We start from the raw sequence: 23,332 nt of genomic DNA, 5'->3' as shown, positions 1-23,332 counted from the left end.
GGGTGCGGGCACATCCGGCCGGCAGAGACTGGCGGATCAGTTCGGCTGGGTGCTGCCGCGCAGCTGACGATGGCCACCCGCCGCACGGGCGGCAATCATCTGATCCTCGTTGACCACGCCGTCGGCAATGGCCAGTTCCAGCGTCTTCTTCTGCACCTTCTCGAAGGCCCTCACCTCGATCTGGCGCACCCGCTCGCGGCTGATGCCGTAGACCTGGGCCAGATCCTCCAGCGTCGCCGCCGGCTCTTTCAGGCAGCGCTCGGTGAAGATGTGGCGCTCGCGCTCGTTCAGGTCTTCCAGCGCCGACTGCATCAGGCCCAGGCGCTTTGACTGCTCCTCGTCCTCGGCCACCATGGTTTCCTGGCTGGGCCGGCTGTCGGTCAACCAGTCCTGCCATTCGGCATCACCCTCGGCCGAGACCGGTGCGTTCAGCGACTGGTCGGGACCGGCGAAGCGGCGGTTCATCTCCACCACCTCGTGCTCGCCCACATCCAGCTCGGTCGCGATCTTCTTCACCACCTCGGGCGGCAGGTCGCCGGCCTCAATGGCATTCATCTGGTTCTTCAGCCGGCGCAGGTTGAAGAACAGCTTCTTCTGGGCGGCGGTGGTGCCCATCTTGACCAGCGACCACGAGCGCAGGATGAACTCCTGGATCGAGGCACGGACCCACCACATGGCATAGGTCGACAGGCGGAAACCACGGTCGGGATCGAACCGCTTGACCGCCTGCATCAGGCCGACATTGCCCTCGGCGATGACGTCTTCCAGCGGCAGACCATAGCCGCGATAGCCCAGGGCGATCTTGGCGACCAGGCGCAGATGGCTGGTGATCAACCGGCGCGCGGCGTCGGCATCGGCATGGTCCCGCCACCGGCAGGCGAGCATAAACTCCTCGTCGGCGGTCAGGATCGGGTACTTCTGAATCTCGTTCAGATAGGTCGACAGATTACTGCCGCCCGATATGGCGGGAAGTTGAGCGACCAAGACCTTCTCCTTTCGTCGTCGAGACCGAAGATGCGGCCGGACCCGGCGGTCGGCATCCGGACGGCATGTATCACGTCAAAATGGGGTGTCGCGGACGCAAGGGCAAGGGATCCCCCCGTGACCGTTGCATGTCTGTGCCGGGCCCGGAAAAGACCCTCGGCAAAGCTGCATCCATCCGGCTCATCGACGGCGTAGGGAGGTTGAGCATGCGCGCCGCCCGGGGGCGAAACCATGCGGTGCTTTGCCGCGGGCGCCCCGACCGCTCATGCGCCTCCGCTCGCCCCCCTGTTCACGGGGGACCGGGTGGCACAGGACTTGCGCTTTTGCCCTCAATCAATGCCGGACATGGCCGGCAGGGCCGGATTTCTGCGCCCCGCCTCGCGGAATGCGACGCGTATCGCAGTGATCGTTGCAAGTTGCGTCTCGGTGACGAAGACACAGCGCCCGCCGCCATCCGCCTGTCCACAGTCCGGGGCTTTGCCCTTGAAAGACGAGATGCTGATGAACCGTATGACACCTGTCACCGATCGCCGCCCCGCCCTGCTGCTCGTCGGCCGTGGCGACAGCTTTCCGGTGTTCGATCAGGCCTCGGGGTCGCTGATGCGGATGCCGCGCACAGCCGTGCCCGACGCCCAGCGCGCGCTTGCCGCCATCCGCGTCTCCCACCCGCCGGTGGTGATCGTGGGGCGCTTCGACGACATGCCGCGCGCCGGGCTGATCCAGCGGCTGATCGCCATCGTCCCGGACATCCGGCCGATTTTCGTGCGGCTGCCCGAAGACGACGACGAGGTGGTGGTCGGTGCCATGCGCGCCGGCGCCATCGACGTGGTGCCGCAGGACGCCTCTCCAAGCCGCATCGCCCATGCGGTCACCATGGCCATGACCTGGCGGGCCGGCTCCCTCGCCCTGCCCGAGGACGATCCGGCACAGCTGATCCGGCCGCTGGACGACGTGATCGACGAGACGATCGAACGCGCGATCCTGCTCTGCCAGGGCAATGTCACCCGGGCCGCCCAGCTGCTGGGCATCAGCAGCTCCACCATCTATCGGCGCCGGGAGCGCCGGGCCGGGAACGCAGCCGATTGACCTGCACCCGTCAACCGAGGGCAGCCACCGCCATACCGGCGGCGGCGGCCAGCGGCACCAGCACCCAGACCGGCAGCCGCCAGACCAGCAGCGCCAGCAGGACCAGAATGGCGAGCGCGGCGTCCCGTGGGCCGGAGACAGCTGTGACGAAGACCGGATCGTAGAGCGCCGCGGCAAGCAGCCCCAGCACCGCGGCATTGACCCCAGCCACAGCCCGCCGCGCCCCCGGATGGCCGGCGATGCGGTCCCAGAAGGGAAGCGCCGCCACCAACAGCAGCGCCGCCGGCACGAAGATCGCGATCAGGGCGATGATCCCCGCCAGCCATCCCGGCAGCCCGCCCCAGATGCCGGCGGCCCCCAGAAAGGCCGAGAAGGTGAACAGCGGCCCCGGCACCGCCTGGGCCAGACCATAGCCGGCCAGGAAGGCCTGGCCATCGACATGGCCGCCGGTTTCCGCGGCCAGCAGCGGCAGAACCACATGGCCACCGCCGAAGACCAGACTGCCGGCCCGATACATGCCGTCGACCAGCCGGCCGGTGGCATCGCCCGTGGCCGCCCAGAGCGGCAGCAGGATCAGCCCGGCCAGGAAGATGAGCAGGGCTGCTGCCCCGGCCCGCTTCAGGGGGCGCCGGCCGGCGGGAGCCGCGGCGGCGGGTGTCGCCGGCGGATCCAGAAGCGGAACGGCCAGAAGCCCGATCAGGATGGCGCCGAGCTGCCCGGCCAGCCCGGGCAGGGTCAGGGCGACCACGGCCGCGACGGCGGCCACGCTTCGCCGGGCGCGATCGGGCGCCAGACTGCCCGCCATGCCGGCCACCGCCTGAACCACCACGGCCAGCGCCGCGATCTTAAGCCCGGTGGTCAGTCCCTCGGGCAGCCGGCCCGCCTCGGCACCGGCACCGATGGCAAGCCCGGCCAGGATCATCAGCAAGGCGGAGGGCAGGGTAAAGCCGGCCCAGGCGGCGGCGGCCCCCGCCCAGCCGGCACGGCCGAAGCCGAGAGCGATGCCGACCTGGCTGCTTGCAGGCCCCGGCAGGAACTGGCAGAGCGCCACGATCCGCGCATAGGCCTCGTCGTCCAGCCAGCCGCGGCGGGCGACGAATTCGGTGCGGAAAAACCCCAGATGCGCCACGGGGCCGCCAAAAGCCGTCAGGCCCAGCTTCAGGAAGGCCCGGAAGACCTCGCCCGCACTGCCGTCGCTGCCTGTGCCCATGCCTCGCCCCCGCGCCGCTATCTTTCGCGGGGACGATATCGTTCGACCTGGCGCCCTGGCAATCCGGGCCGCGGGCGTCATGAAATCATCATGATCTCCCGCTGATGCCTGAATCGCCCGCCGATGCCTGAAAACCCCGCCTCTGGTTCCGCGGCGTGGACCCTGCCACCGGCAGCATTGCGCCGCCGCGCCGGGATCGGCTACCGTTCCGAAGTGACCCGCCGGACAGATACGTCAGGGAAGATCGCCCCATGCTGAAATTCGGAATCGGCCAGGCCGTGCGTCGCGTCGAGGACCGGCGCTTTCTGACCGGCCATGGCCGCTATACCGACGACATTTCCTTCGAAGGCCAGCTGCATGTGGCCTTCGTGCGCAGCCCCCATGCCGCGGCCCGCATCCTGGCGGTCGATACCGCCGATGCGGCGGCCGCCGAGGGCGTGGTCGCCGTCTTCACCGGCGCCGATCTGGATGCCGACGGCGTCGGCGGCGTGCCGGCGGTCGCGCGGGTGAAGAATGCCGACGGCAGCGGCATGCAGGCGCCGAAGCGTCCGGCGCTTGCCGCCGATGCCGTGCATTTTGCAGGCGAAGCGGTGGCGATGGTGGTCGCGACCGATCCGGTCGCCGCCCGCGATGCCGCCGAGCTGGTGGTGGTGGATTATGACGAGCGCCCGGCCGTGGTCGATCCGCTGAAGGCAGTGGAAGAGGATGCGGTGGTCGTGCATGACGGCACCCCCTCGAACCTCTGTTTCGACTGGCGCCAGGGCAAGGCGGCCGAGGTGGAGACGGCGATGGCGGCCGCGCACCAGGTGGTCGAGATCGACATCGTCAACAACCGGGTATCGGCCAATCCGCTGGAACCGCGGGCGGTGAACGCGACCATCGATGCCGAAACCGGCCAGACCGTGGTCTATACCAATGGCCAGGGCGTGCATGGGCTGCGCGGCATCCTGGCCGATGCCGTGTTCAAGGTGCCGGCAGACGAATTCCGGGTGGTGATGCCGGATGTCGGCGGCGGCTTCGGCATGAAGATCTTCCTCTACCCCGAACATGTCGCCGTGATCTATGCCGCCCGCAAGCTGCGCCGGCCGGTGAAGTGGACCGGCGACCGCTCGGAAAGCCTGCTGACCGACGCCCACGGCCGCGATCTGCGCACCCATGCCCGACTGGGGCTGGATGCCGATGGCCGCTTCACCGCCTTCGAGGTCTCGACCGTCGCCAATCTGGGTGCCTATGCTTCGCAGTTCGGCGCGATGATCCCGACCTCGGCCGCAGCCGGCCTTGCCACCACGGTCTATGCGATCCCCGTGGCGGCCCTGCATGTGAAGGGCGTCTTCACCAACACCGCCCCGGTCGATGCCTATCGCGGCGCCGGCCGGCCCGAGGCGAATTACCTGATCGAGCGGCTGATCGACACCGCCGCCCGTGCCACCGGCCGCAGTCCGGCGGAACTGCGCCGGATCAACTATATCCCTGCGACCGCGATGCCCTATACCAACGCCATGGGCACCACCTATGACTGCGGCGACTTTGCCCTGATGCAATCCCGCGCGCTGGAAGCGGCCGACATGGCCGGCTTCGCCGAGCGCCGCCGGCAGTCGGCGGCCAAAGGCCGCCTGCGCGGCATCGGCATGGCCAGCTATATCGAATGGACCCAGGGCAACCCCAAGGAAGAGGTGCGGATCCGCTTCGAAGCCGATGGCAGCGCCACCGTGCTGGTCGGGACCCAGTCCAACGGCCAGGGCCACGAGACATCTTTCGCCCAGGTGGCGGCCGAACTGCTGGGCATGCCCTTCGAAAAGGTGCAGGTGGTGATGGGCGATACCGCCCGGGTGAAGACCGGCGGCGGCACCGGCGGCTCCCGCTCGCTGCAGATGGCGGGCTCGGCGATCCGTCTGGCGTCCGAGGCGGTGGTGGAACGGGCACGGTCGATCGCGGCCGAAAAGCTCGAGGCCGCGGCGGAGGATCTGGTGTTCGAAGACGGCCGCTTCACGGTTGCGGGCACCGATCTCGGGATGGATATGGAGGCGGTGGCGCAGATCGCGCTGGATGCCGGCGCGCCGCTCGACGAAAGCCGGACCTTCGACCGCCCCGCCCCCACCTTCCCCAATGGCTGCCATGTCGCCGAGGTCGAAATCGACCCCGAGACCGGCCGGGTGGAACCGGTGCGCTATGTGGTCGCCGACGATTTCGGCAAGGTGGTCAACCCGATGATCGTGATGGGCCAGGTGCAGGGCGGCGTCGCCCAGGGGCTGGGCCAGGCGCTGATGGAACATGCCGTCTATGACGAGGACAGCGGACAGCTGCTCACCGGCAGCTTCATGGATTACGGCATGCCCCGCGCCGAGGACATGATCTTCCTCGACATCCGGCTCTACGAGGATCTGCCGACGGCGTCGAGCGGCCTCGGCTCCAAGGGATGCGGCGAGGCCGGCACCATCGGCGCCTGCCCGGCGATCATGAACGCGATCAACGACGCCCTGATCGCCGAGGGCGCGGGCGAGATCGACATGCCGGCAACCCCGGCCCGCGTCTGGGCGGCACTGGGTGCTGCACGCAGCACTGCCGCAGCCTGATCAGATGCCTCCATGAACGGAAACGGGCCCTGCGGTTTCCCGCGGGGCCCGTGTCATGTCGGGATACGGATGGATCGGTCGGTCAGAGGATGTAGCGCATCAGCACGAAACCACCGACCAGCAGGACGCAGAACAGAACCGTGAACAGGCCGAGCCGCTTCTCGACGATGGCAAGGGTCTTGGGCCCGAACCAGTAGATGATCGCGGTCACCGCATAGAACCGGATACCGCGCGCCACGATCGCCGACAGAATGAAGCTGACGACATTCATGGCCGTGACGCCGCTGGTGATGGTGATCACCTTGAACGGGATCGGCGTGATGCCGGCCAGCAGGACCATCACCCAGCCCAGCTCGTTATAGCGTGCGGCGGCGGCGGCGAAGTCCTCGCGCAGACCATAGATATCGAGGATCGCCTGGCCGACGCTTTCAAACAGCAGATAGCCGATCAGATAGCCCAGCACCGCCCCCGCCACCGAGGTGAGGGTGCAGATGAGCGCGAACCGCCAGGCCTTGGAGCGCTGGGCCAGCACCATGGGGGCGAGGATCACGTCCGGCGGGATCGGGAAGAACGAGCTTTCGGCGAAGCTGACGACACCGAGGGCACGTTCGGCGTGACGATGGCCGGCAAGCGCCATGGTCCGGTCGTAGAGGCGGCGGAGCATCGGGACCTTTCGGGATGGGTCGGCGAAGCCTGGAGACTAGCACCGGCCATGCCCCCCGGCATCCCCAATTCAGGGCGGCGAGAACACCATCTCCGCATGAAGACGCCCCGGACGGTTTCCCGTCCGGGGCGTCTTCGCCGTCAGGCGTGCGGTAAACCGGCTCAGCCGGCGCGCACCGCTTCAAGGAAGCTGCGGACTTCGCTGTCCAGATCGGTGGCCTGGCGGGCGAGTTCGCCGGCCGAGGACAGGATCTGCTGCGAGGCGCTGCCGGTGGCCTGGGCGGCATCGCGCATGTCGTCGACGCTGCGGCTGACCTGCTCGGTACCGCGGGCGGCCGCCTGAACGTTCGAGGCGATCTCCTGAGTCGCGGCACTCTGCTGTTCGACCGCGCTGGCGATCGAGGTGGCGATGTCGTTGATCTCGACGATGATCTTGCGGATACCCTCGATCGCGCCGATCGCCTGGTTGGTCTCGCCGCGCACCGCCGCGATCTGGGTCGAGATTTCCTCGGTCGCCCGCGCCGTCTGGTTGGCGAGGCTCTTGACCTCGGAGGCCACGACCGCGAAGCCCTTGCCGGCTTCGCCCGCCCGGGCCGCCTCGATGGTGGCGTTGAGCGCCAGAAGGTTGGTCTGCTCGGCAATGTCGGTGATCAGCCGCACCACGTCGCCGATCTTCTCGGCCGCGGCCGCCAGGCCATAGACGGTCTGGTTGGTGCGCTCGGCCTCGTCGACCGCGCGGCCGGCGATGGTCGAGGACTTGTGGACCTGCCGGCCGATCTCGGAGATCGAATGCGACAGCTCTTCAGCGGCAGCTGCCACCGTCTGCACGTTCTCGGTCGCCTGGGCGGTGGCATGGGCCACCTCGTCCGACTGATGGCGGGCGCCATCGGCGGTAGACGACATCGAGCGGGCGGTGGCATCCAGCTCGGTCGCGGCCGCCGTCACCCCGCGCAGCACGCCGCTGACCCGGTCGTCGAAACCGCGGGTGAGGCGCACCAGTTCCTCGGCGCGCTTCGACTTCTCTTCCTGATCAAGCCGCTGAGCCTCGGCAAGGCGCTGGCTTTCGACCATGGCGTCCTTGAAGACCTGCACCGAGGCGGCCATTTCGCCGATCTCGTCGCTGCGGTCGCGATCGGGAATGTCGATCGAGAGGTTGCCGTTCGAGAGTTCCTTCATCGCTCCGGTCATCCGGCCGAGCGGGCGGGTAACGCCGCGGGCGACCAACATGCCGATGGAGCCGACGATCACGATCAGGCCGACGGCCACCGCAGCGATCATGTTACGCATGTCGACGACCGGCGCCAGGATCTCGTCCTCGGCGACGTCGGCGATCACCGCCCAGCGCTGCCCCAGGAATTCGAGCGGCTGATAGGCGCTCAGCACGGCATAGCCACCGGGCCCGACATCCCGTACCGAGCCACTCTTTCCGGCAAGAGCCGCCGCAACGGCGTCGGTATTGACCTGCCGCTCCAGCACGGTTGTATCGGCCGACAGCCGCGAGTTGGACCGCATATAGCCGTCGGAGCCGACCAGATAGGTCTCGCCGGTCTCGCCCAGACCCTGGGCGCTCTGCATGACGTTGTCGACGCCGTTGACCGACAGACGCACGACCACGGCACCGACATAGCCGCCGTCACCGAAGACCGGCACCGCCAGGAAGGCGCTGACTTCGTTGTTGGCCTGGGGGTGATAGGTGAAGTCGATCAGCGACACCTGGCCCGGTTCGGTGGCCGCCTGCGCGGCGGCGACGGCGCGGCCGAGACCGGTCTGGCCGACATCGCTCTCGTCGAGCTTGACCGCAAAATCCGTGTTCTTCTCGACCGAGTAGACCACCCAGCCGTTCTTGTCGACGAGATAGAGATCGGCATAGCCCTTGGATCGTGAGGCTGCCCGCAGCCAGGGATGATAGCGCTCGTGACTGTCGCTGAAGAAGGTGCCGTCACCGGCCTTGTTCAGCACCGCCCGGTCGGTTTCGGGATTGTCGGTGATATACGACTTCTGAAGGATCTGATCGGGCTTATCGTCCATAAGCGAGATCAGCTCGAAGGCGTAGGTGAAGTCGATCAGGGTCTGGCGCAGCACCGAATTGTCGGCCAGCACCGCCACATCGGACCGCACCCGTTCCAGATAGTCGTTCAGACGGGCCTTGCGGCCCTCGGTGATCGCTTCCAGCTTGGTTTCCGATGCCTCCACCAGCTCGCGCGACGACACCAGATAGGCGACGACGCCGAGTACGATGGATGTGATCGCGACCGCAGCCACGATGGCACCGGGAATTTTATGAACGATGCGCAGCCCACGCGCCGCAGCCGCCATATCGGTGTCCCTCTTCCCAAGATGTCCCGTGAGCGGGTCTCTCACTGCCAGCCCGGACCCGCCATGCCCACTGTTCAATATCCCGAAACTCCCCCCGGTCGGAAGTTATCGCAGGGGAGAAGTTAATCATTTGTTAGGATCGGCAGGCAAATCGCCACGACGGGCACGAAAATGCGTCGCAATTCGCATATGCATCGTATTTTAGCTAAATGAAACCGGCCGCAGACCATAATCCACGACCGGCCATGCTTCCGGATGCAGCTCTGGCGAGGGTTCCCGGATCAGTTGAGGTCGATGACGACCTTGCCGGTCGAGCGCCGCTCCATCAGGGCCCTGAGCGCCTTGGGCGCTTCGACCATCGGGAAGGTCTCGGAGACATGCGGCTTGAGCTTGCCTTCGGCATACCAGCCGAGCAGGGTCTTCAGGCTGTCGCCCAGCACCTTGGGATCCTTGTGCATATAGGCGCCCCAGAAGGTGCCGACGACCGACACGTTCTTGACCAGCAGCAGGTTGGCGGGGATCTGCGGGATGGTGCCGCTGGCGAAGCCGATGACCAGGATACGGCCTTCCCAGTTGATGCAGCGGAGCGAAGCATCGAAGGCGGCACCACCGACCGGGTCGTAGACCACGTCGACGCCGCCGACCAGCTCCTTCACCTTTTCGCGCAGATCATCCTTCGAATAGTCGATCAGATGGGTGGCGCCATGGGCGCGGGCGACTTCCAGCTTCTCGGGGCTGCTCGCCACCGCGACCACCTCGGCACCCATGGCGGCGCCGATCTCCACCGCCGTCAGGCCGACGCCACCGGCAGCCCCCAGCACCAGAAGCTTCTCACCCGCCTTCAGATGCGCCCGATGGTCAAGCGCCACATGCGAGGTGCCATAGGCGACCGGGAAGGCGGCGGCGCTTGCGAAATCCATCATGTCCGGGATCGGCACGACGGCGGTCGCCGGCAGCACGACTTCCTGGGTGTAGGCACCGCTCTGCGCCATGCCCATCACCCGCTGCCCGGGCTTCAGATGGGTCACGTCGGCCGCCACTTCCATCACCTCGCCCGCCAGTTCGATGCCGGGCGAGAAGGGCAGTTCGGGCCGCACCTGGTACTTGCCCTGGATGATCAGCGTGTCGGCGAAGTTCACACCCGCCGCCCGCACCCGCACCCGCACATGGCCGGGCTTCATCTCGGGCGCCTGAATCTCCTTGATCTCAAGATCCTCAGGGCCACCCAGCTTCGTGCACAGAACCGCCTTGATCACGTCTTTCCTCCGTTCGACCGGTTTCGATCCGTATCCGTTTCAGTCTTGAGCGCCCGTCAGGACGCCGCCTCTACCGCCTCATCCTCTTCCGCCTGCGCGCGCGGCGACGCCGCCGGGGCGTTCTGGCCAAGGGTGAAGACGGGTATCTGGTGCAGCGGCGGCGCATTGCGGAAGCCCGCCGCGGCAAAGGCCACCATCCGCCGGATCAGCGCGTCGTAATCCTCCAGATCGCAGACGCCCTGCGAAATCGCCTCCAGGCGGCTGAGATCGGTGATGGTGTAGTGCATCATGCCCAGCGAGAAATGCAGCCGCCAATAGATCTCCTCGGCCGCCAGGTCCGGCAGCGCCCGCTGCAGGGCCGGCACGAAGCGGTGCAGGTGGCGCACGTCGCGGTCCAGCAGCGCCTTCATTTCGGGCGTGCCGTCGGCGCGGCAGCGGGCCAGAAACTGCACGAAAACCGACAGCCCGCGCCCGGGATCCGACATCCAGCGCATCGGCGGCGCCAGAAGGGCGTAGAGCACCTCTTCCAGCGGCAGCGGCCGGTCGCCGGACTTGGCCTCGATCTCGGCCAGCAGCGCCACGCGCTCGCGGTTGAGGTCGCGCGCCCGACGGTGAAACACCGCCTGCAGCAGCGCATCCTTCGATCCGAAATGATAGTTCACCGCCGCCAGATTGACGTTCGCTTCGGCCGTGATGGTGCGGAGCGACACACCGGCATAGGTGTGCTCGGCGAACAGACGCTCGGCCGCGTCCAGAATCCTCTCCTTGGTGTCGGTGCCCGCCATCGATGCGTTCCCATCCGATGCTGTTCGCCCGTTGCGGCGGCCGGACCAGCGATGCAATGCGGGGGCATCACATGCGGGCGCTCCATGGCCATTCGTTTCAGGCGACGTTTTAAATCAACGTTCGTTCGAATATCGATGACACAGGCGTGACGGCGCGACAATGTAAAACATGCATGTCCGGACAGCGGGGCGATCCAGCCCGCCATCACCGCCCGCTGCCTGCGTCGCCTCCCCGGCCCTCACCTCTCTTGCGGTTTCTCCATCGACAACGCCCCAAGCCCTGTGCTATCACAGCCTAGATAAAACGTTTGTTTGATACAAGTGTTGGCAAGCCAGCCGGGCCCCGAAGGTCCGGCCAGATCAGGAGGAAGCCCCCATGGAGTTCGGCATCAGTCCGCGGGCGCAGGAAATCCGCGAACGGCTGATCGAGTTCATGGACGCCTACGTCTATCCGGCGGAGGCCGTCTTTGAAGAACAGCACCGGGCGTCGCCCGACCGCTGGGTCACGCCCCCGATCATCGAGGAACTGAAGGCCAAGGCCCGCGCTGCCGGCCTCTGGAACCTGTTCCTGCCGCACAGCGAGCGCGGTGCCGGCCTCAACAACCTCGACTACGCGCCGCTGTGCGAGGTGATGGGCCGTTCCGAGATCGCGCCGGAGGTGTTCAACTGCAACGCCCCCGACACCGGCAACATGGAAGTGCTGGAGCGCTACGGCACCGAAGAGCACAAGCGCCAGTGGCTGGAGCCGCTGCTGGACGGCAAGATCCGCTCGGCCTTCGCCATGACCGAGCCGATGGTCGCCTCGTCGGACGCGACCAATATCGAGAGCCGGATCGAGCGCGACGGTGACGACTACGTCATCAACGGCCGCAAGTGGTGGACCAGCGGCGCGCCGGATCCGCGCTGCAAGATCCTGATCTTCATGGGCAAGACCCGCTTCGACGGGCCGCGCCACAGCCAGCAGTCGATGGTCCTGGTGCCGATGGACACCCCGGGCGTGACGGTTCTGCGTCCGCTGAAGGTGTTCGGCTATGACGACGCGCCCCACGGCCATGCCGAGGTTCTGTTCGAGAATGTCCGTGTACCGGTCGAAAACATCCTTCTGGGTGAGGGCCGCGGCTTCGAGATCGCTCAGGGCCGCCTTGGGCCGGGCCGCATCCATCACTGCATGCGCCTGATCGGCCTTGCCGAGCGTGCGCTCGAGTCGATGTGCAAGCGCGCCCAGCAGCGCACCGCCTTCGGTAAGACGCTGGCCGAGCATGGCATGACCCGCCACTACATCGCCCAGTCGCGCATGGAAATCGATCAGGCCCGCCTGCTGACCCTGAAGGCGGCCTGGATGATGGACACGGTCGGCAACAAGAACGCCAAGTCCGAAATCGCGGCCATCAAGGTCGTGGCGCCGAACATGGCGACCCGCGTGATCGACCGCGCGATCCAGGTCCATGGCGGCGGCGGCGTCTGCCAGGACTTCTTCCTGGCGAAGGCCTATGCCGGCGCCCGCACGCTGCGCCTGGCCGACGGCCCGGACGAGGTCCATCAGGAGACCATCGCCAAGCTCGAGCTGGCCAAGCACGCGCTCGGCTGATCCTTGATCAGACCACCGGCCCCGCCTGCACCGCGAGCGAGGCCGGACTGCCTTCGGAACCCCCCGTCCGGCTGCGGACGGGGGGTTTTCGTGTGTCGCGGCCCCACTGCCCCCTCGCTCTTGCCTCTTGTGAAAAGTATCATAATGATATCTCAATCACGATGGAGGCAGCCGTGACCGACACCCTCTACCCCTACACCGAATGCGGGCTGGATAACGTCTATCTCGCCAACGGCTACACCCTGCGCGAGACACCCTATGGCGAGACGCTCGCCATCCACGACATCGACCGCCTGCATCGGGCGATCGGTCTTGCCCTGGTTCGCAGGCCAGGCGGGCTGAGCGGTGCCGAGCTCAGGTTTCTGAGGGTCGAGCTCGGCTGGTCACAGGAAGAGCTGGCCCGGCTGCTTGGCCGCGACAAGCAGACCGTCGGTCGATGGGAACGGGGTGAGAGCAACATCGATCCGCTCGCCGAACGGGTCCTGAAGCTGATCTTCACCGAACATGCCGGTGCGGAGAACACACCACGCCTGACCGAGCGGCTGTCGGCCTTCGCGGCAGAGACGGCCGGCGGAGGCCGGATGGATGTGGTGATGGAAGAGCGTGGCGGGTGGCAGAGCCGGGCGGCGTGACCTGCATCGACCGCCGTCATCCATCCACCTCACGCATAGCACCAGAACCGTAACATACCAGGACTAGCATCTGCGCCCGGCCGGCCGCACGACCGACCCTGTCCTGGATGTTCGGAGATCTGTTCCATGTCCACTCTGCCCGAGGCTTCGCGCCGCACGGTTCTCCGCCTGCTGGCGGGCATGCCGCTTCTGCCCGTGGCGGGGCTTGCCGCCGGCTCGACGGCGACCGCCTTCGGCCGCACCGCTTTCGCCGCGACCGGTGGCGCCGCCGCGGCGCCCAGGTCGGTGGAGTTCGTCGCCATGTCGGCGCCTGCCACCGCGGCGGCACAGGCCACCACCACGGTCGGCTCGTCGATGGTGGTGACCTATGCCGACGGCAAGACGCAGAATTTCGCGCTGGGCTACGAGCCGCTGTTCATCACCGGCGACGACCTGCCCGACGGCAAGGGCGGCAAGGTGCTGGCCGGCGGCTATGTCGACATCAACGGCAAGCCGATCATGGACGCCTCGGGCGAGAAGCCGGTGCAGTTCTTCTCCGACTGCCCGGACGGCTGCAACATGCTGATGCCGATGGACGCGAAGGTCGCGGGCGTGAAGGGCAACACCGTGTTCGCGGTGGTGCAGTTCGAATACACCACCCGCGATGCCGCCGATAAGGACATGTATGGCCGCCTGCCCTCGCCCATCGCGGTGCTGACGCTGGACCAGGATCCGGCGACCGGCGCGCTGAAGCTGGTGCAGTACCACAATGTCGACACCAGCCGGGTGCACGGCCTGTGGATCACCTGCGGCGCCAGCCTGTCGCCCTGGAACACCCATCTGTCGAGCGAAGAGTACGAGCCCGACGCGCCCTTCGCCAGGACCGACGAGCAGTTCCGCGCCTTCAGCCAGAACCTGTTCGGCGATCCGGATAAGGCCAACCCCTATCACTACGGCCATCTGCCCGAGGTGAAGGTGAATGCCGACGGCACCGGCACCATCACCAAGCACTATTGCATGGGCCGCATCTCGCACGAGCTGGTGCAGGTGATGCCTGACCAGCGCACCGTGCTGATGGGTGACGACGCCACCAATGGCGGCCTGTTCATGTTCATCGCCGACAAGCCCGCCGATCTGTCGGCCGGCACGCTTTATGCGGCGAAGCTGGCGCAGCGCGCGGGCGTCGACATCGACAAGGGCGGTTCGTTCGATCTGACCTGGGTGAAGCTCGGCCATGCGACCAGCGACGAGATCCGCAAGCTCGCCGACACGCTGACCGCCGCCGACATCGTCGAGGTGGTGAAAGAGGATCCGAAAGACGCCTCGTTCACCCAGATCGGCTTCAACGGCAAGGCCCAGTGGGTGCGCTTCAAGCCGGGCATGGAGAAGGCGGCGGCCTTCCTCGAAACCCATCGCTGGGCGCCGCTGCAGGGGGCCACGCTGGCGCTGAGCAAGCTGGAAGGCGTGACCGTCAACGCCAAGGACAAGACCGCCTATATGGCCGTGTCCTACATCTACAAGTCGATGAGCGACGGCAAGAGCGGCATCAAGGTCGACAAGATCGATGCCGGTGCGGTCTATCAGCTGCCGATGGAAGGCGGCCGCAAGGATGCCGCCGGCAACGCCATCGACAGCGACTGGGTGCCGGTGCATTTCTCGGCCGTCCCGGCCCTGGTCGGCCGCGATCTGGCGGAACCCGACGCCACCGGCAATACCGCCGATGTCGACCTGGTCGCCAATCCCGACAACGTGAAGTTCTCGGAGCGGCTGCGCACGCTGTTCATCGGCGAGGACAGCGGCAACCACGTCAACAACTTCCTCTGGGCCTATGAGGTCGATACCGGCCGCCTGTCGCGGCTGCTGTCCTGCCCGGCCGGCGCCGAGTCGACCGGCCTGCAGGCGGTCGACGACGTCAACGGCTTCGCCTACATCATGAGCAACTTCCAGCACCCGGGCGACTGGGGCAAGGGGCTGCACGACAAGGTGAAGGCCGAGGTCGCCCCGCTGATCGACGCCAACTACCGCAACCGCCGTGCCGGCGGCGTCGGCTACATCGCCGGCATGCCCAAGCCGGCCTGAGCACGTCGCGACAAGCCGGTCACCTCACGAAAAACGGCCGCCCGGAGCTTCCGGGCGGCCGTTTTGCCGTCAGCGACAGCCGGTTCGGTTACGACACCTGCTGCCAGCCCAGTTCGGCGAGCAGCGAGGCGCGGGCACCCACGACCTTGGCACGCTCGGAACTGGCATTGCCGGTGATGCCGCGGTGGTAGACGCCCTGAAGAATGGCGGCCAGGCGGAACATGGCGAAAGCCTTGTAGAACGGCCAGTTGTCGATGCCGTCACGGCCGGTGCGGCGGCAATAGGCGGCGACATACTCGTCTTCGGTCGGCACGCCGATCGAGCCGAGATCGATCCCACCAAGGCCCGGGAAGCCCTCGTCGCCGGCCGGCAGGCTGTAGAACATGGCGTTGTAGGCAAAATCGGCCAGCGGATGGCCGATCGTCGCCAGTTCCCAGTCCAGCACCGCCAGGATCTTCGGCTCGGTCGGGTGGTAGATCACATTGGCGATGCGATAGTCGCCATGGGCGATCGACACGCTGTCATCGGCCGGAATATTGGCGGGCAGCCAGGCGATCAGCTGATCCATCGCCGGGATCTCGTGGGTCTTGGTGGCCTCGTACTGCTTCGACCAGCGGCCGATCTGACGGGCCATGTAGTCGGTGGCCTTGCCCATATCGGCCAGACCCGCCGCCGTGAAGTCTACGCTGTGCAGCGCCGCCATCACCCGGTTGAGTTCGTCATAGGTGGCACGACGTTCGTCGGAGCCAAGCCCGGGCAGGGTCGGATCGGTCAGCACCCGGCCTTCGACATAGTCCATGACATAGAAGGCCGTGCCGATGATGTCTGCATCCTCGCAGAGCAGCCGCGCCGGCGCGACCGGGACATCGGTGTCGGCGAGCCCGGCGATGAAGCGGTATTCCCGCTCCACCATATGCGCCGAGGGCAGCAGCTTGCCCGGGGGCTTCTTGCGCAGCACATAGCGGCGCCCCGCGCTCTTCAGCATATAGGTCGGGTTCGACTGCCCGCCCTCGAACTGCAGGATCTCGAGGTCGGCGGGGTCGAAATCGGGCAGACGGTCGGCCAGATAGGCCGAAAGCGCCGCCTCGTCGAGGCGATGAGCCTCGCGGACCGGAACGAGATTGGGGCCGGACATGTGGCGCAGGATCTCCGGAGGTTCAGTGGTGGATGCAGACAGCCGCGGCCGGACATGACGAAACGGAAGGGCCGGCGTCACCGCCCGCCCCTCCGCTTCAATGTTCCGGCCGGGCTCGTATCGGCCGGGCTCGTATCGGATGGGCCGGTCCCGGATGGGTCCGCCCGCTCAGAGCGTGTCGCCGACGGTGACACCGCCGTCGATCACCAGCAGCTGGCCGGTGATGAAGCGGGCGGCGTTCGATGCCAGGAACACGGCGGCACCGCCGATATCCTCGGGTTCGCCGATCCGGTGCAGCGGGGCCGACTTCTCGACCTTCTCGCGCATCTTGGGGTTCTCCCAGAGCGCGCGGGCGAAATCGGTCTTGATCAGGCCCGGGGCTATGGCGTTGATGCGGATGTTGTGCGGCCCGTATTCGATCGCGAGGTTGCGCACCATCTGCGCCTCGGCGGCCTTCGACGCGGCATAGGCGCCCAGCACCGGCGTGCCGCGGATGGCGGCGATCGACGAGATCAGCACGATGGCGCCGTCGCGACGCTCCTTCATCTCGGGCACCACCTGATTGCAGAGCCAGAGATTGGAGAGCACGTTGTTCGACATGATCTTGACGAAGGCTTCGTCAGGCATCTCCGCCGCCGGGCCGTAATAGGGGTTGCTGGCGGCGTTGCCGACCAGGATGTCGACCCGACCGAACGCCTTGCGGGTCTCGGCGATCAGGTTCTCGCAATCATCCTTGCTGCTGATGTTGCAGGGAACGTCGATCGCCTCGGCGCCCTTGGCCACGAGTTCCGCACGCACCTCGGCGCAGGGCTCGGGCTTGCGGCTGGAAATCACAACCTTCGCACCGGCGGCCGCCATCTGCTCGGCGATCGACTTGCCGATGCCGCGGGTGGAGCCGGTGATGACCGCGACCTTGCCGGTCAGGTCGAACATCGGATTGGTCATGGGTCAGGAACCTCCCTCGGGGACTGTCATGGTCCGGCCTCTCGGGCGGGCCGGCTGGATTGGCTGCGAAAGACCGCGATCAGGCGGCGGTGTTGCCGCCGTCGACCGCAAGCTCGGTGCCGGTCACGAAGCTGCTCTCGTCGCTGGCGAGATAGAGTGCGGCATAGGCGACCTCTTCCGGCCGGCCCATGCGCCCCATCGGTGCCGCGGTGGAGAGCGCCGCCTCCATCTTGTCCGGGTTGCGCGCGGCGGTGATCATGTCGCGCACCATCGGGGTCTCGGTGAAGGACGGGTGGACGGAGTTCACCCGGATGTTGTAGCCGCGCCGGGCACAATGCAATGCCGCCGCCTTGGTGAACAGGCGCACCGCCCCCTTGCTGGAGCAATAGGCGGCCAGGTTCACCGCACCGATCAGGCCGGCGATCGACGAGATGTTGACGATCGAGCCGCCACCCGTGCCCTTCATCACCTTGATCGCCTTGCGGGTGCCGAGGAAGGGGCCTTCCGAATTCACCGCATGGACGCGCTTCCACTCGGCAAGCGTGGTCTCTTCCAGATCGGCCATATAGCCGATGCCGGCATTGTTGATCAGCACGTCCAGCCGGCCGAATTCGGCGACACCGGCATCGACCACTTCTTCCCAGCGGGCTTCGTCGGTGACGTCCTGCTCCATCACCATCACCCGGTCGTGGCCATCGCGCGCCAGATCCGCCTTCAGCGCGTCAAGCCGGTCGGCCCCCATATCGGTCAGGATCAGCCGGGCCCCTTCGGCCGCGAACAGATGGGCCATCGCCCGGCCCAGGCCGCCAGCGGCCCCCGTGATCAGAACCACCTTCTCCGCAAGCCGTCCGCCCATGTCCGGGGCCTCCTCCACTGAAAGACATGACGGGTGGGACCGGTCTCGCCGCGGCCCCTTCCCGCTTGATCTCGGGCAGTGTTTCCGGTTTCATCGCCTACGTCAAACGTTCGTTTGAACGAGACATCATCTCCACACGTCTCGATCTACCCGAGGATGCCGCCACCGATGACCTCTGCGACCGCCGCCCCGCGCCGGATGCCTGCCCGCATCCTGCTGACCAATGACGACGGCATCGACGGCGAGGGCCTGGCGGTGCTTGAGCAGATCGCGCGCGAGCTGGCGCCCGAGGTGTGGGTCGTGGCTCCCAGCCGCGACAGCAGCGGCGGGTCCACGGCGCTCACCATCCGACGGCCGCTGCGGGTGCACGAGCTGGGACCCCGACGCTACAAGGTCGACGGCACCCCGGCCGATTGTGTGGCGGTGGCCCTGTCCTATCTGATGCCCGAGGCGAAGCCCGATCTGGTGCTCTCGGGCATCAATCGCGGCGCCAATCTGGCGGAAGAGGTGATTTATTCGGGAACGGTGGGGGCGGCGACCACGGCACAGCTGATGGGCATTCCGGCCATCGCCCTCAGCCAGACCTTCCGCGACCCGGCCTTCATTCCCTGGGACACGCCGCGGACGCTTGCGCCCGCCATGCTCCGCCGCCTGATCGAGGCCGGGTGGCCCGGGGATGTCACGCTCAGCCTCAACTTCCCCGACTGCGCCGCCGACGAGGTTCGCGGCGCCCGGCTGACCCGTCAGGGCCGCGGCATGATCGGCGGCATCCGGATCGAGTCCACCGTCGACCACCATGGCGACACCGATCTCTGGCTGCGCTTCGACCGGGCCGGCCTGGACCGGACGGAAGACTGCGACATCCAGGCGCTGCGCGATCGCCATGTGTCGGTAACCCCGCTCGGCGTGGATCGCAGCTGGGCCGGGGATCGCGCGCCGCTCGCCACACTCGCCCAGGGGCTGATCGATCGCTGAACCTGCTGCCGTCGGTGGCGTGCCGGCACGCGATCGCACCGTTTGGTGGCATTTGTGCGAAACGGGCAAAAAGGGGTGAGACAAACGTTTGACCTGTCGCGCAAGACCAGCCACGATAACGGCGACCGGCCGCTCAAGAGCCGGCACTCAACGATAAACGGTACCGCACGCCGGGGGTGTGCGAAGCGGTGCCGGCCGTGCTGCTGCTAGGGAGGAATATCCGTATCATGTCCCGTCCTCTGCCGCTTCTGGGGCAGATGATGGACAGGCCGCTGTCCATCATTGCGTTGCTGCAATACGCAGCCCGTTGCCACGCCACGACCGAGATCGTGTCGCGCAACTGCGAAGGCACCATCCACCGCTACGGCTATGGCGACGCCTATGCCCGGGTGCAGAAGCTGGCCCACGCCCTGGTTTCGCTGGGGGTGACACCCGGCGACCGCGTCGCGACGCTGGCCTGGAACAACCACCGGCATTTCGAGCTGTATTTCGCGATTTCGGGGATGGGGGCGGTCTGCCACACCATCAACCCGCGCCTCGCCGCCGACCAGATGGCCTATATCCTCAACCATGCCGAGGACAAGGTCCTGTTCGTCGACCCGACCTTCGTGCCGCTGGTGGCCCGGCTTGCCGGCCAGTTGCCCAGGCTGCAGGCCGTGGTGGTGATGACCGACCGGGCGCATATGCCCGAGGCGCCGGCCGGCTTCGAGACGCTCTGCTATGAAGAGCTGATCGAGGGCCAGCCCCAAAGCTATGACTGGCCGGAGCTGGACGAGCGCACGGCGTCGTCGCTCTGCTACACCTCGGGCACGACCGGCAAGCCCAAGGGCGTGATGTACAGCCATCGCTCCACCGTGCTCCATGCCATGGCAGCGGGTGCGGCCGAAGGCGTCGGCATCTCGGGCCGCGAATGCGTGCTGCCGGTGGTGCCGCTGTTCCATGTGAACGCCTGGGGCATCCCCTATGCCTGCGCCATGTTCGGCGCCAAACTGGTGATGCCCGGGCCGCGGCTGGACGGCGAAGGCCTGCACGAGATGTTCGAGGCCGAGAAGGTCACGATCACCGCAGGCGTGCCGACGGTCTGGCTGAACCTGATCAATTATCTCCGCCAGTCGGGCAAGCGGCTCGACATGCTGAAGCAGCTGATCATCGGCGGCTCGGCCGCACCGCTCGCCATGATCCGGACCTTCGAGGAAGAGTTCGGCGTGCCGGTGGCCCATGCCTGGGGCATGACCGAGATGAGCCCGATCGGCACGGTCGGCACGCTGAAACTGGCGGACGAAGGGAAGCCGGCCGACGAACGCTGGCTGCTCAAGACCTCGCAGGGCCGGATGATCTGCATGGTCGACATGAAGATCGTCGATCCGATGGGCAACCGCCTGCCCCATGACGGCAAGGCTTTCGGCGAGCTGCTGGTCGCCGGGCCCTGGATCACCAGCGGCTATTACGAGAATGCCGAGGCCAATGCCGCGGCCTTCGACGATGACGGCTGGTTCCGCACCGGCGATGTGGCCACCATCGACCCCGACGGCTATATGCGCATCGTCGACCGGGCGAAGGACGTGATCAAATCGGGTGGCGAGTGGATCAGCTCCATCGACCTCGAAAATGCGGTGATGGGCCATCCCAAGGTTGCGGAGGCCGCGGTGATCGGCGTCACCCATCCGAAATGGGACGAACGGCCGCTGCTGATCGTGGTGCCGAAGCCGGGTGAGACCCCCACCAAGGACGAAATCCTGTCCTGGTTGTCGAGCCGCGTGGCGAAGCTCTGGCTGCCCGACGACATGGTGCTGGTCGACGAACTGCCCCATAGCGGCACCGGTAAGGTGCTGAAGGCACAGCTTCGCCAGGCCTTCCGCGACTACGCACTGCCCACGGCCTGACCGGCATGAAACACCCCCGGCCCGCCTTTGCGGACCGGGGGTGGCGGATCAGGCGAAGTTCACGATCGACAGGGTCTCGGCGACGCAGACCGGCCGCTCCTGGCCTTCCCGCTCCACCGTGATCTCGACCGTCAGGCGCAGCGAGCCGGGCCCCTGCTCGTCCACCGCCTTCAGGACGCCCCGGCCGCGCACGCGGCTGCCTGCCGGAACCGGCGCCGTGAAGCGGACCTTGTTGGAGCCGTAATTGATCGAGGAGGCAACGCCTTCGATCTTCCAGATACCGGCCATGATCATCGGAACCAGAGACAGGGTCAGATAGCCATGGGCGATGGTGGATTTCCACGGGGTTTCACGGGCGGCACGCTCGACATCCAGATGAATCCACTGGAAATCACCGGTCGCCTCGGCAAACTTGTTGATCCGATCCTGATCGACAAGAATCCAGTCGCTGACCCCCAACTCGGATCCGACGGCAGACTTCAGCTCTTCCGCTCCGCTGATAACGCGCATGAGTTTAAGGTCTCCTCTTTGGTTGCGCCTTTTGGTGGATTTTAAATACTGTTCATCCACCTGGAATTATATGACCACCCTCATGGATTTTCAAAGAGTTTGCTCTGAATTCTGCACTGCGAAATGATATTTCGCTGTTTTTGAAGCCCGGGATCGATTAGGTTATAAACAACTGTGGTGCAAGGCTCCGAGAGGCCGCACCACCAACAACATACCGGCCGGGTAAAGGCCGGTCCGGATGCCGGTCCGCCAGGGACGGGCATCCGTCAGGAACAGGCACCGCCGATGGCGGCGCGCGCCCCCGGGAGGGCGCCCGTGTCCGCGCCGGCAGATGTGCCGCTACGCAACGACGTAGGATGCCAAGGGAGGCTGCGTTGACGCCCAAGACCACTCTGACCGCCATGACCAGCGCGATTGCGCTTGCTGTGGCCGCATTCGGCATGGCTGGTGCTGCTTACGCCGACGACACGATCAAGATCGCGTATATCGACCCGCTCTCGGGTCCGTTCGCGAATGTCGGTGACGCCGGTGCGAAGCACTTCTCGTACTTCATCGACTATTTCAACGAGCATGGCGGCTTCAACGGCAAGAAGCTTGAGCTGATCGCCATCGACAACAAGTCGAGCCCGAAGGACAGCCTGGTGGCGCTGAAGAGCGCGATCGACCAGGGCGCCCATTTCATCACCCAGGGTAATGGCAGCCATGTCGGCGCGGCGCTGAGCGAGGCCGTGGCCAAGCACAACGAGCGGAACCCCGACAACCGGGTGCTTTATCTGAACTACGCGGCCGTCGATCCGGCACTGACCAACGACGCCTGCAATTTCTGGCATTTCCGCTTCGACGCGAACAGCGACATGAAGCTGGAAGCCATCACGAACTACATCAAGGATCAGCCGGAGATCAAAAAGGTCTACCTGATCAATATGGATTATTCGCACGGCCAGTCCGTGTCGAAGATTGCGCGCAAGCTGCTGAACGAGAAGCGGCCGGACATCGAGGTCGTTGGTGACGACCTGCATCCGGTCGGCAAGGTGAAGGACTTCTCGCCCTACATCTCGAAGATCAAGGCCTCGGGTGCCGATACCGTCATCACCGGCAACTGGGGCGCCGATCTGGCGCTGCTGGTCAAGGCCAGCGCTGCGGCGGGTCTCGACGTCCAGTACTACACCTATTACGGTGGCGGCCTGGGTGCACCGACCGCGATCGGCCCGGCCGGCGAAGGCAAGGTGAAGCAGGTCACCGAGTGGCACGCGAACCTGCCGGTGGAGACCCCGTCGGAACAGGGCAAGGTTCTTGAGGACGCCTATGTCGGCTTCCTGCAGAAGTATGACCTCGACTTCTACTATGGCCGCATCCGGACCATGCTCGGCATGCTCCAGGAAGCCATGAACGAGGCCAAGAGCGATCAGCCGGTCGCCGTCGCCAAGGCGCTGGAAGGCATGACCTATCAGACCGCCATGGGCCCCGTCACCATGCGCGCCGATGACCATCAGCTCGCCCAGCCGCTCTTCATCTCGACCTTCTCGAAGGGCGTGAAGTACGACACCGAGCACACCGGCCTCGGCTGGAAGACTGACGCGAAGATCGACGGTCCGGCGACCGAGACGCCGACCACCTGCAAGATGCAGCGCCCGAGCTGACGACGCCCGGCGGGCCGGTGGTGATGCCACCGGCCCGCCGACGCCCTCATCCGCTGTCCATCCGTCCGGCCTCCGCCCGGCGGATTGACAGCCGACCGGGGGAAACAGCCCGACACCGGACGCCGGGATGCCCCTTCCCGGGACCGCGACTCCCGGGACCGCAACACGATCCCGCAGCGGCCTCGGACCGGCCCCCGACCGCGCGCCATCGACGCGCAGGCCGACGCCGGCCGCGCC

18 protein-coding genes are annotated in these 23,332 nt (G+C 66.5%); 8 read left to right on the top strand and 10 right to left on the bottom strand.

The genetic code is table 11. The features are described 5' to 3' along the window. Positions 1 to 36: 36 nt before the first annotated feature. A complete protein-coding gene (gene rpoH, locus TMO_RS03325) occupies positions 37 to 984 on the bottom strand; it encodes an RNA polymerase sigma factor RpoH (RefSeq protein WP_014744173.1) in 948 nt (315 codons plus the stop codon). A 501-nt stretch (positions 985 to 1,485) separates the two neighbouring features. On the opposite strand from rpoH, the gene TMO_RS03320 reads away from it, so the two are divergent. Beyond that, entirely contained in the window at positions 1,486 to 2,070 is a 585-nt protein-coding gene (locus tag TMO_RS03320) for a helix-turn-helix domain-containing protein (RefSeq protein ID WP_228382258.1), read from the top strand. 10 nt (positions 2,071 to 2,080) lie between these two features. Here TMO_RS03320 and chrA read toward each other — a convergent pair whose 3' ends face one another. Beyond that, positions 2,081 to 3,280, bottom strand: a complete 1,200-nt coding sequence (gene chrA / locus TMO_RS03315) for a chromate efflux transporter (RefSeq protein ID WP_014744171.1) — start codon at positions 3,278 to 3,280, stop codon at positions 2,081 to 2,083. Between the two features lie 251 nt (positions 3,281 to 3,531). On the opposite strand from chrA, the gene TMO_RS03310 reads away from it, so the two are divergent. Beyond that, a complete protein-coding gene (locus TMO_RS03310; protein ID WP_014744170.1) occupies positions 3,532 to 5,853 on the top strand; it encodes a xanthine dehydrogenase family protein molybdopterin-binding subunit in 2,322 nt (773 codons plus the stop codon). A gap of 82 nt (positions 5,854 to 5,935) precedes the next feature. On the opposite strand, the gene TMO_RS03305 is transcribed toward TMO_RS03310, so the two are convergent. From TMO_RS03305 to TMO_RS03290, 4 genes are all read right to left on the bottom strand, one after another. Further along, complete coding sequence (locus tag TMO_RS03305) at positions 5,936 to 6,517, bottom strand: YqaA family protein (protein ID WP_014744169.1); 582 nt, start codon at positions 6,515 to 6,517, stop codon at positions 5,936 to 5,938. A gap of 161 nt (positions 6,518 to 6,678) precedes the next feature. Beyond that, positions 6,679 to 8,832, bottom strand: coding sequence for a methyl-accepting chemotaxis protein (locus TMO_RS03300; RefSeq protein WP_014744168.1), 2,154 nt, complete (start codon positions 8,830 to 8,832; stop codon positions 6,679 to 6,681). 281 nt (positions 8,833 to 9,113) lie between these two features. Beyond that, positions 9,114 to 10,085 (bottom strand): NADPH:quinone oxidoreductase family protein, encoded by a 972-nt coding sequence (locus TMO_RS03295; RefSeq protein WP_041605404.1) that lies wholly within the window; start codon positions 10,083 to 10,085, stop codon positions 9,114 to 9,116. A gap of 59 nt (positions 10,086 to 10,144) precedes the next feature. Further along, positions 10,145 to 10,873 (bottom strand): TetR/AcrR family transcriptional regulator, encoded by a 729-nt coding sequence (locus TMO_RS03290; protein WP_014744166.1) that lies wholly within the window; start codon positions 10,871 to 10,873, stop codon positions 10,145 to 10,147. A 376-nt stretch (positions 10,874 to 11,249) separates the two neighbouring features. Between TMO_RS03290 and TMO_RS03285 the strand changes: the two genes are divergently transcribed. The 3 genes from TMO_RS03285 to TMO_RS03275 all read left to right on the top strand — a co-directional run bounded on the left by TMO_RS03285 (position 11,250) and on the right by TMO_RS03275 (position 15,151). Continuing rightward, positions 11,250 to 12,461, top strand: coding sequence for an acyl-CoA dehydrogenase (locus TMO_RS03285; protein ID WP_014744165.1), 1,212 nt, complete (start codon positions 11,250 to 11,252; stop codon positions 12,459 to 12,461). Positions 12,462 to 12,634: 173 nt separating this feature from the next. Then, entirely contained in the window at positions 12,635 to 13,093 is a 459-nt protein-coding gene (locus tag TMO_RS03280; RefSeq protein WP_041605402.1) for a helix-turn-helix domain-containing protein, read from the top strand. A 126-nt stretch (positions 13,094 to 13,219) separates the two neighbouring features. Beyond that, positions 13,220 to 15,151, top strand: coding sequence for a PhoX family protein (locus tag TMO_RS03275; protein ID WP_014744163.1), 1,932 nt, complete (start codon positions 13,220 to 13,222; stop codon positions 15,149 to 15,151). An 88-nt stretch (positions 15,152 to 15,239) separates the two neighbouring features. On the opposite strand, the gene TMO_RS03270 is transcribed toward TMO_RS03275, so the two are convergent. The 3 genes from TMO_RS03270 to TMO_RS03260 form a co-directional block, all read right to left on the bottom strand. After that, positions 15,240 to 16,286 carry a phosphotransferase gene (locus TMO_RS03270; RefSeq protein WP_041604810.1) on the bottom strand — a complete coding sequence of 349 codons (1,047 nt, stop codon included), beginning with the start codon at positions 16,284 to 16,286 and terminating at the stop codon, positions 15,240 to 15,242. A 168-nt stretch (positions 16,287 to 16,454) separates the two neighbouring features. Further along, entirely contained in the window at positions 16,455 to 17,231 is a 777-nt protein-coding gene (locus TMO_RS03265) for an SDR family NAD(P)-dependent oxidoreductase (RefSeq protein WP_014744161.1), read from the bottom strand. Positions 17,232 to 17,310: 79 nt separating this feature from the next. Continuing rightward, a complete protein-coding gene (locus TMO_RS03260; protein WP_014744160.1) occupies positions 17,311 to 18,087 on the bottom strand; it encodes a glucose 1-dehydrogenase in 777 nt (258 codons plus the stop codon). Positions 18,088 to 18,255: 168 nt separating this feature from the next. Between TMO_RS03260 and surE the strand changes: the two genes are divergently transcribed. Together surE and TMO_RS03250 are read left to right on the top strand one after the other, a co-directional pair. Beyond that, positions 18,256 to 19,062, top strand: coding sequence for a 5'/3'-nucleotidase SurE (gene surE, locus TMO_RS03255; RefSeq protein WP_014744159.1), 807 nt, complete (start codon positions 18,256 to 18,258; stop codon positions 19,060 to 19,062). 227 nt (positions 19,063 to 19,289) lie between these two features. Then, entirely contained in the window at positions 19,290 to 20,945 is a 1,656-nt protein-coding gene (locus tag TMO_RS03250) for a 3-(methylthio)propionyl-CoA ligase (RefSeq protein ID WP_014744158.1), read from the top strand. A gap of 48 nt (positions 20,946 to 20,993) precedes the next feature. Here TMO_RS03250 and TMO_RS03245 read toward each other — a convergent pair whose 3' ends face one another. After that, complete coding sequence (locus TMO_RS03245; protein ID WP_014744157.1) at positions 20,994 to 21,455, bottom strand: MaoC family dehydratase; 462 nt, start codon at positions 21,453 to 21,455, stop codon at positions 20,994 to 20,996. 374 nt (positions 21,456 to 21,829) lie between these two features. Here TMO_RS03245 and TMO_RS03240 point away from each other — a divergent pair, with 374 nt between their 5' ends. Further along, entirely contained in the window at positions 21,830 to 23,095 is a 1,266-nt protein-coding gene (locus TMO_RS03240) for a branched-chain amino acid ABC transporter substrate-binding protein (protein WP_014744156.1), read from the top strand. Positions 23,096 to 23,332 lie beyond the last annotated feature (237 nt).

Source organism: Tistrella mobilis KA081020-065 (genome assembly GCF_000264455.2).
GTDB lineage: Bacteria > Pseudomonadota > Alphaproteobacteria > Tistrellales > Tistrellaceae > Tistrella > Tistrella mobilis.
Note: the sequence above shows the minus strand (reverse complement) of the source record. Positions and strands in the feature narration are given on the sequence as shown.

Excerpts from the sequence above, each read along its gene's own strand:
- TMO_RS03245 (WP_014744157.1), bottom strand. The coding sequence starts at position 21,455 with ATGCGCGTTATCAGCGGAGCGGAAGAGCTGAAGTCTGCCGTCGGATCC.
- TMO_RS03285 (WP_014744165.1), top strand. The coding sequence starts at position 11,250 with ATGGAGTTCGGCATCAGTCCGCGGGCGCAGGAAATCCGCGAACGGCTG.
- TMO_RS03270 (WP_041604810.1), bottom strand. The coding sequence starts at position 16,286 with ATGTCCGGCCCCAATCTCGTTCCGGTCCGCGAGGCTCATCGCCTCGAC.
- TMO_RS03265 (WP_014744161.1), bottom strand. The coding sequence starts at position 17,231 with ATGACCAATCCGATGTTCGACCTGACCGGCAAGGTCGCGGTCATCACC.
- TMO_RS03300 (WP_014744168.1), bottom strand. The coding sequence starts at position 8,832 with ATGGCGGCTGCGGCGCGTGGGCTGCGCATCGTTCATAAAATTCCCGGT.
- TMO_RS03320 (WP_228382258.1), top strand. The coding sequence starts at position 1,486 with ATGAACCGTATGACACCTGTCACCGATCGCCGCCCCGCCCTGCTGCTC.
- TMO_RS03250 (WP_014744158.1), top strand. The coding sequence starts at position 19,290 with ATGTCCCGTCCTCTGCCGCTTCTGGGGCAGATGATGGACAGGCCGCTG.
- TMO_RS03260 (WP_014744160.1), bottom strand. The coding sequence starts at position 18,087 with ATGGGCGGACGGCTTGCGGAGAAGGTGGTTCTGATCACGGGGGCCGCT.
- TMO_RS03310 (WP_014744170.1), top strand. The coding sequence starts at position 3,532 with ATGCTGAAATTCGGAATCGGCCAGGCCGTGCGTCGCGTCGAGGACCGG.
- TMO_RS03290 (WP_014744166.1), bottom strand. The coding sequence starts at position 10,873 with ATGGCGGGCACCGACACCAAGGAGAGGATTCTGGACGCGGCCGAGCGT.
- surE (WP_014744159.1), top strand. The coding sequence starts at position 18,256 with ATGACCTCTGCGACCGCCGCCCCGCGCCGGATGCCTGCCCGCATCCTG.
- chrA (WP_014744171.1), bottom strand. The coding sequence starts at position 3,280 with ATGGGCACAGGCAGCGACGGCAGTGCGGGCGAGGTCTTCCGGGCCTTC.
- TMO_RS03305 (WP_014744169.1), bottom strand. The coding sequence starts at position 6,517 with ATGCTCCGCCGCCTCTACGACCGGACCATGGCGCTTGCCGGCCATCGT.
- TMO_RS03275 (WP_014744163.1), top strand. The coding sequence starts at position 13,220 with ATGTCCACTCTGCCCGAGGCTTCGCGCCGCACGGTTCTCCGCCTGCTG.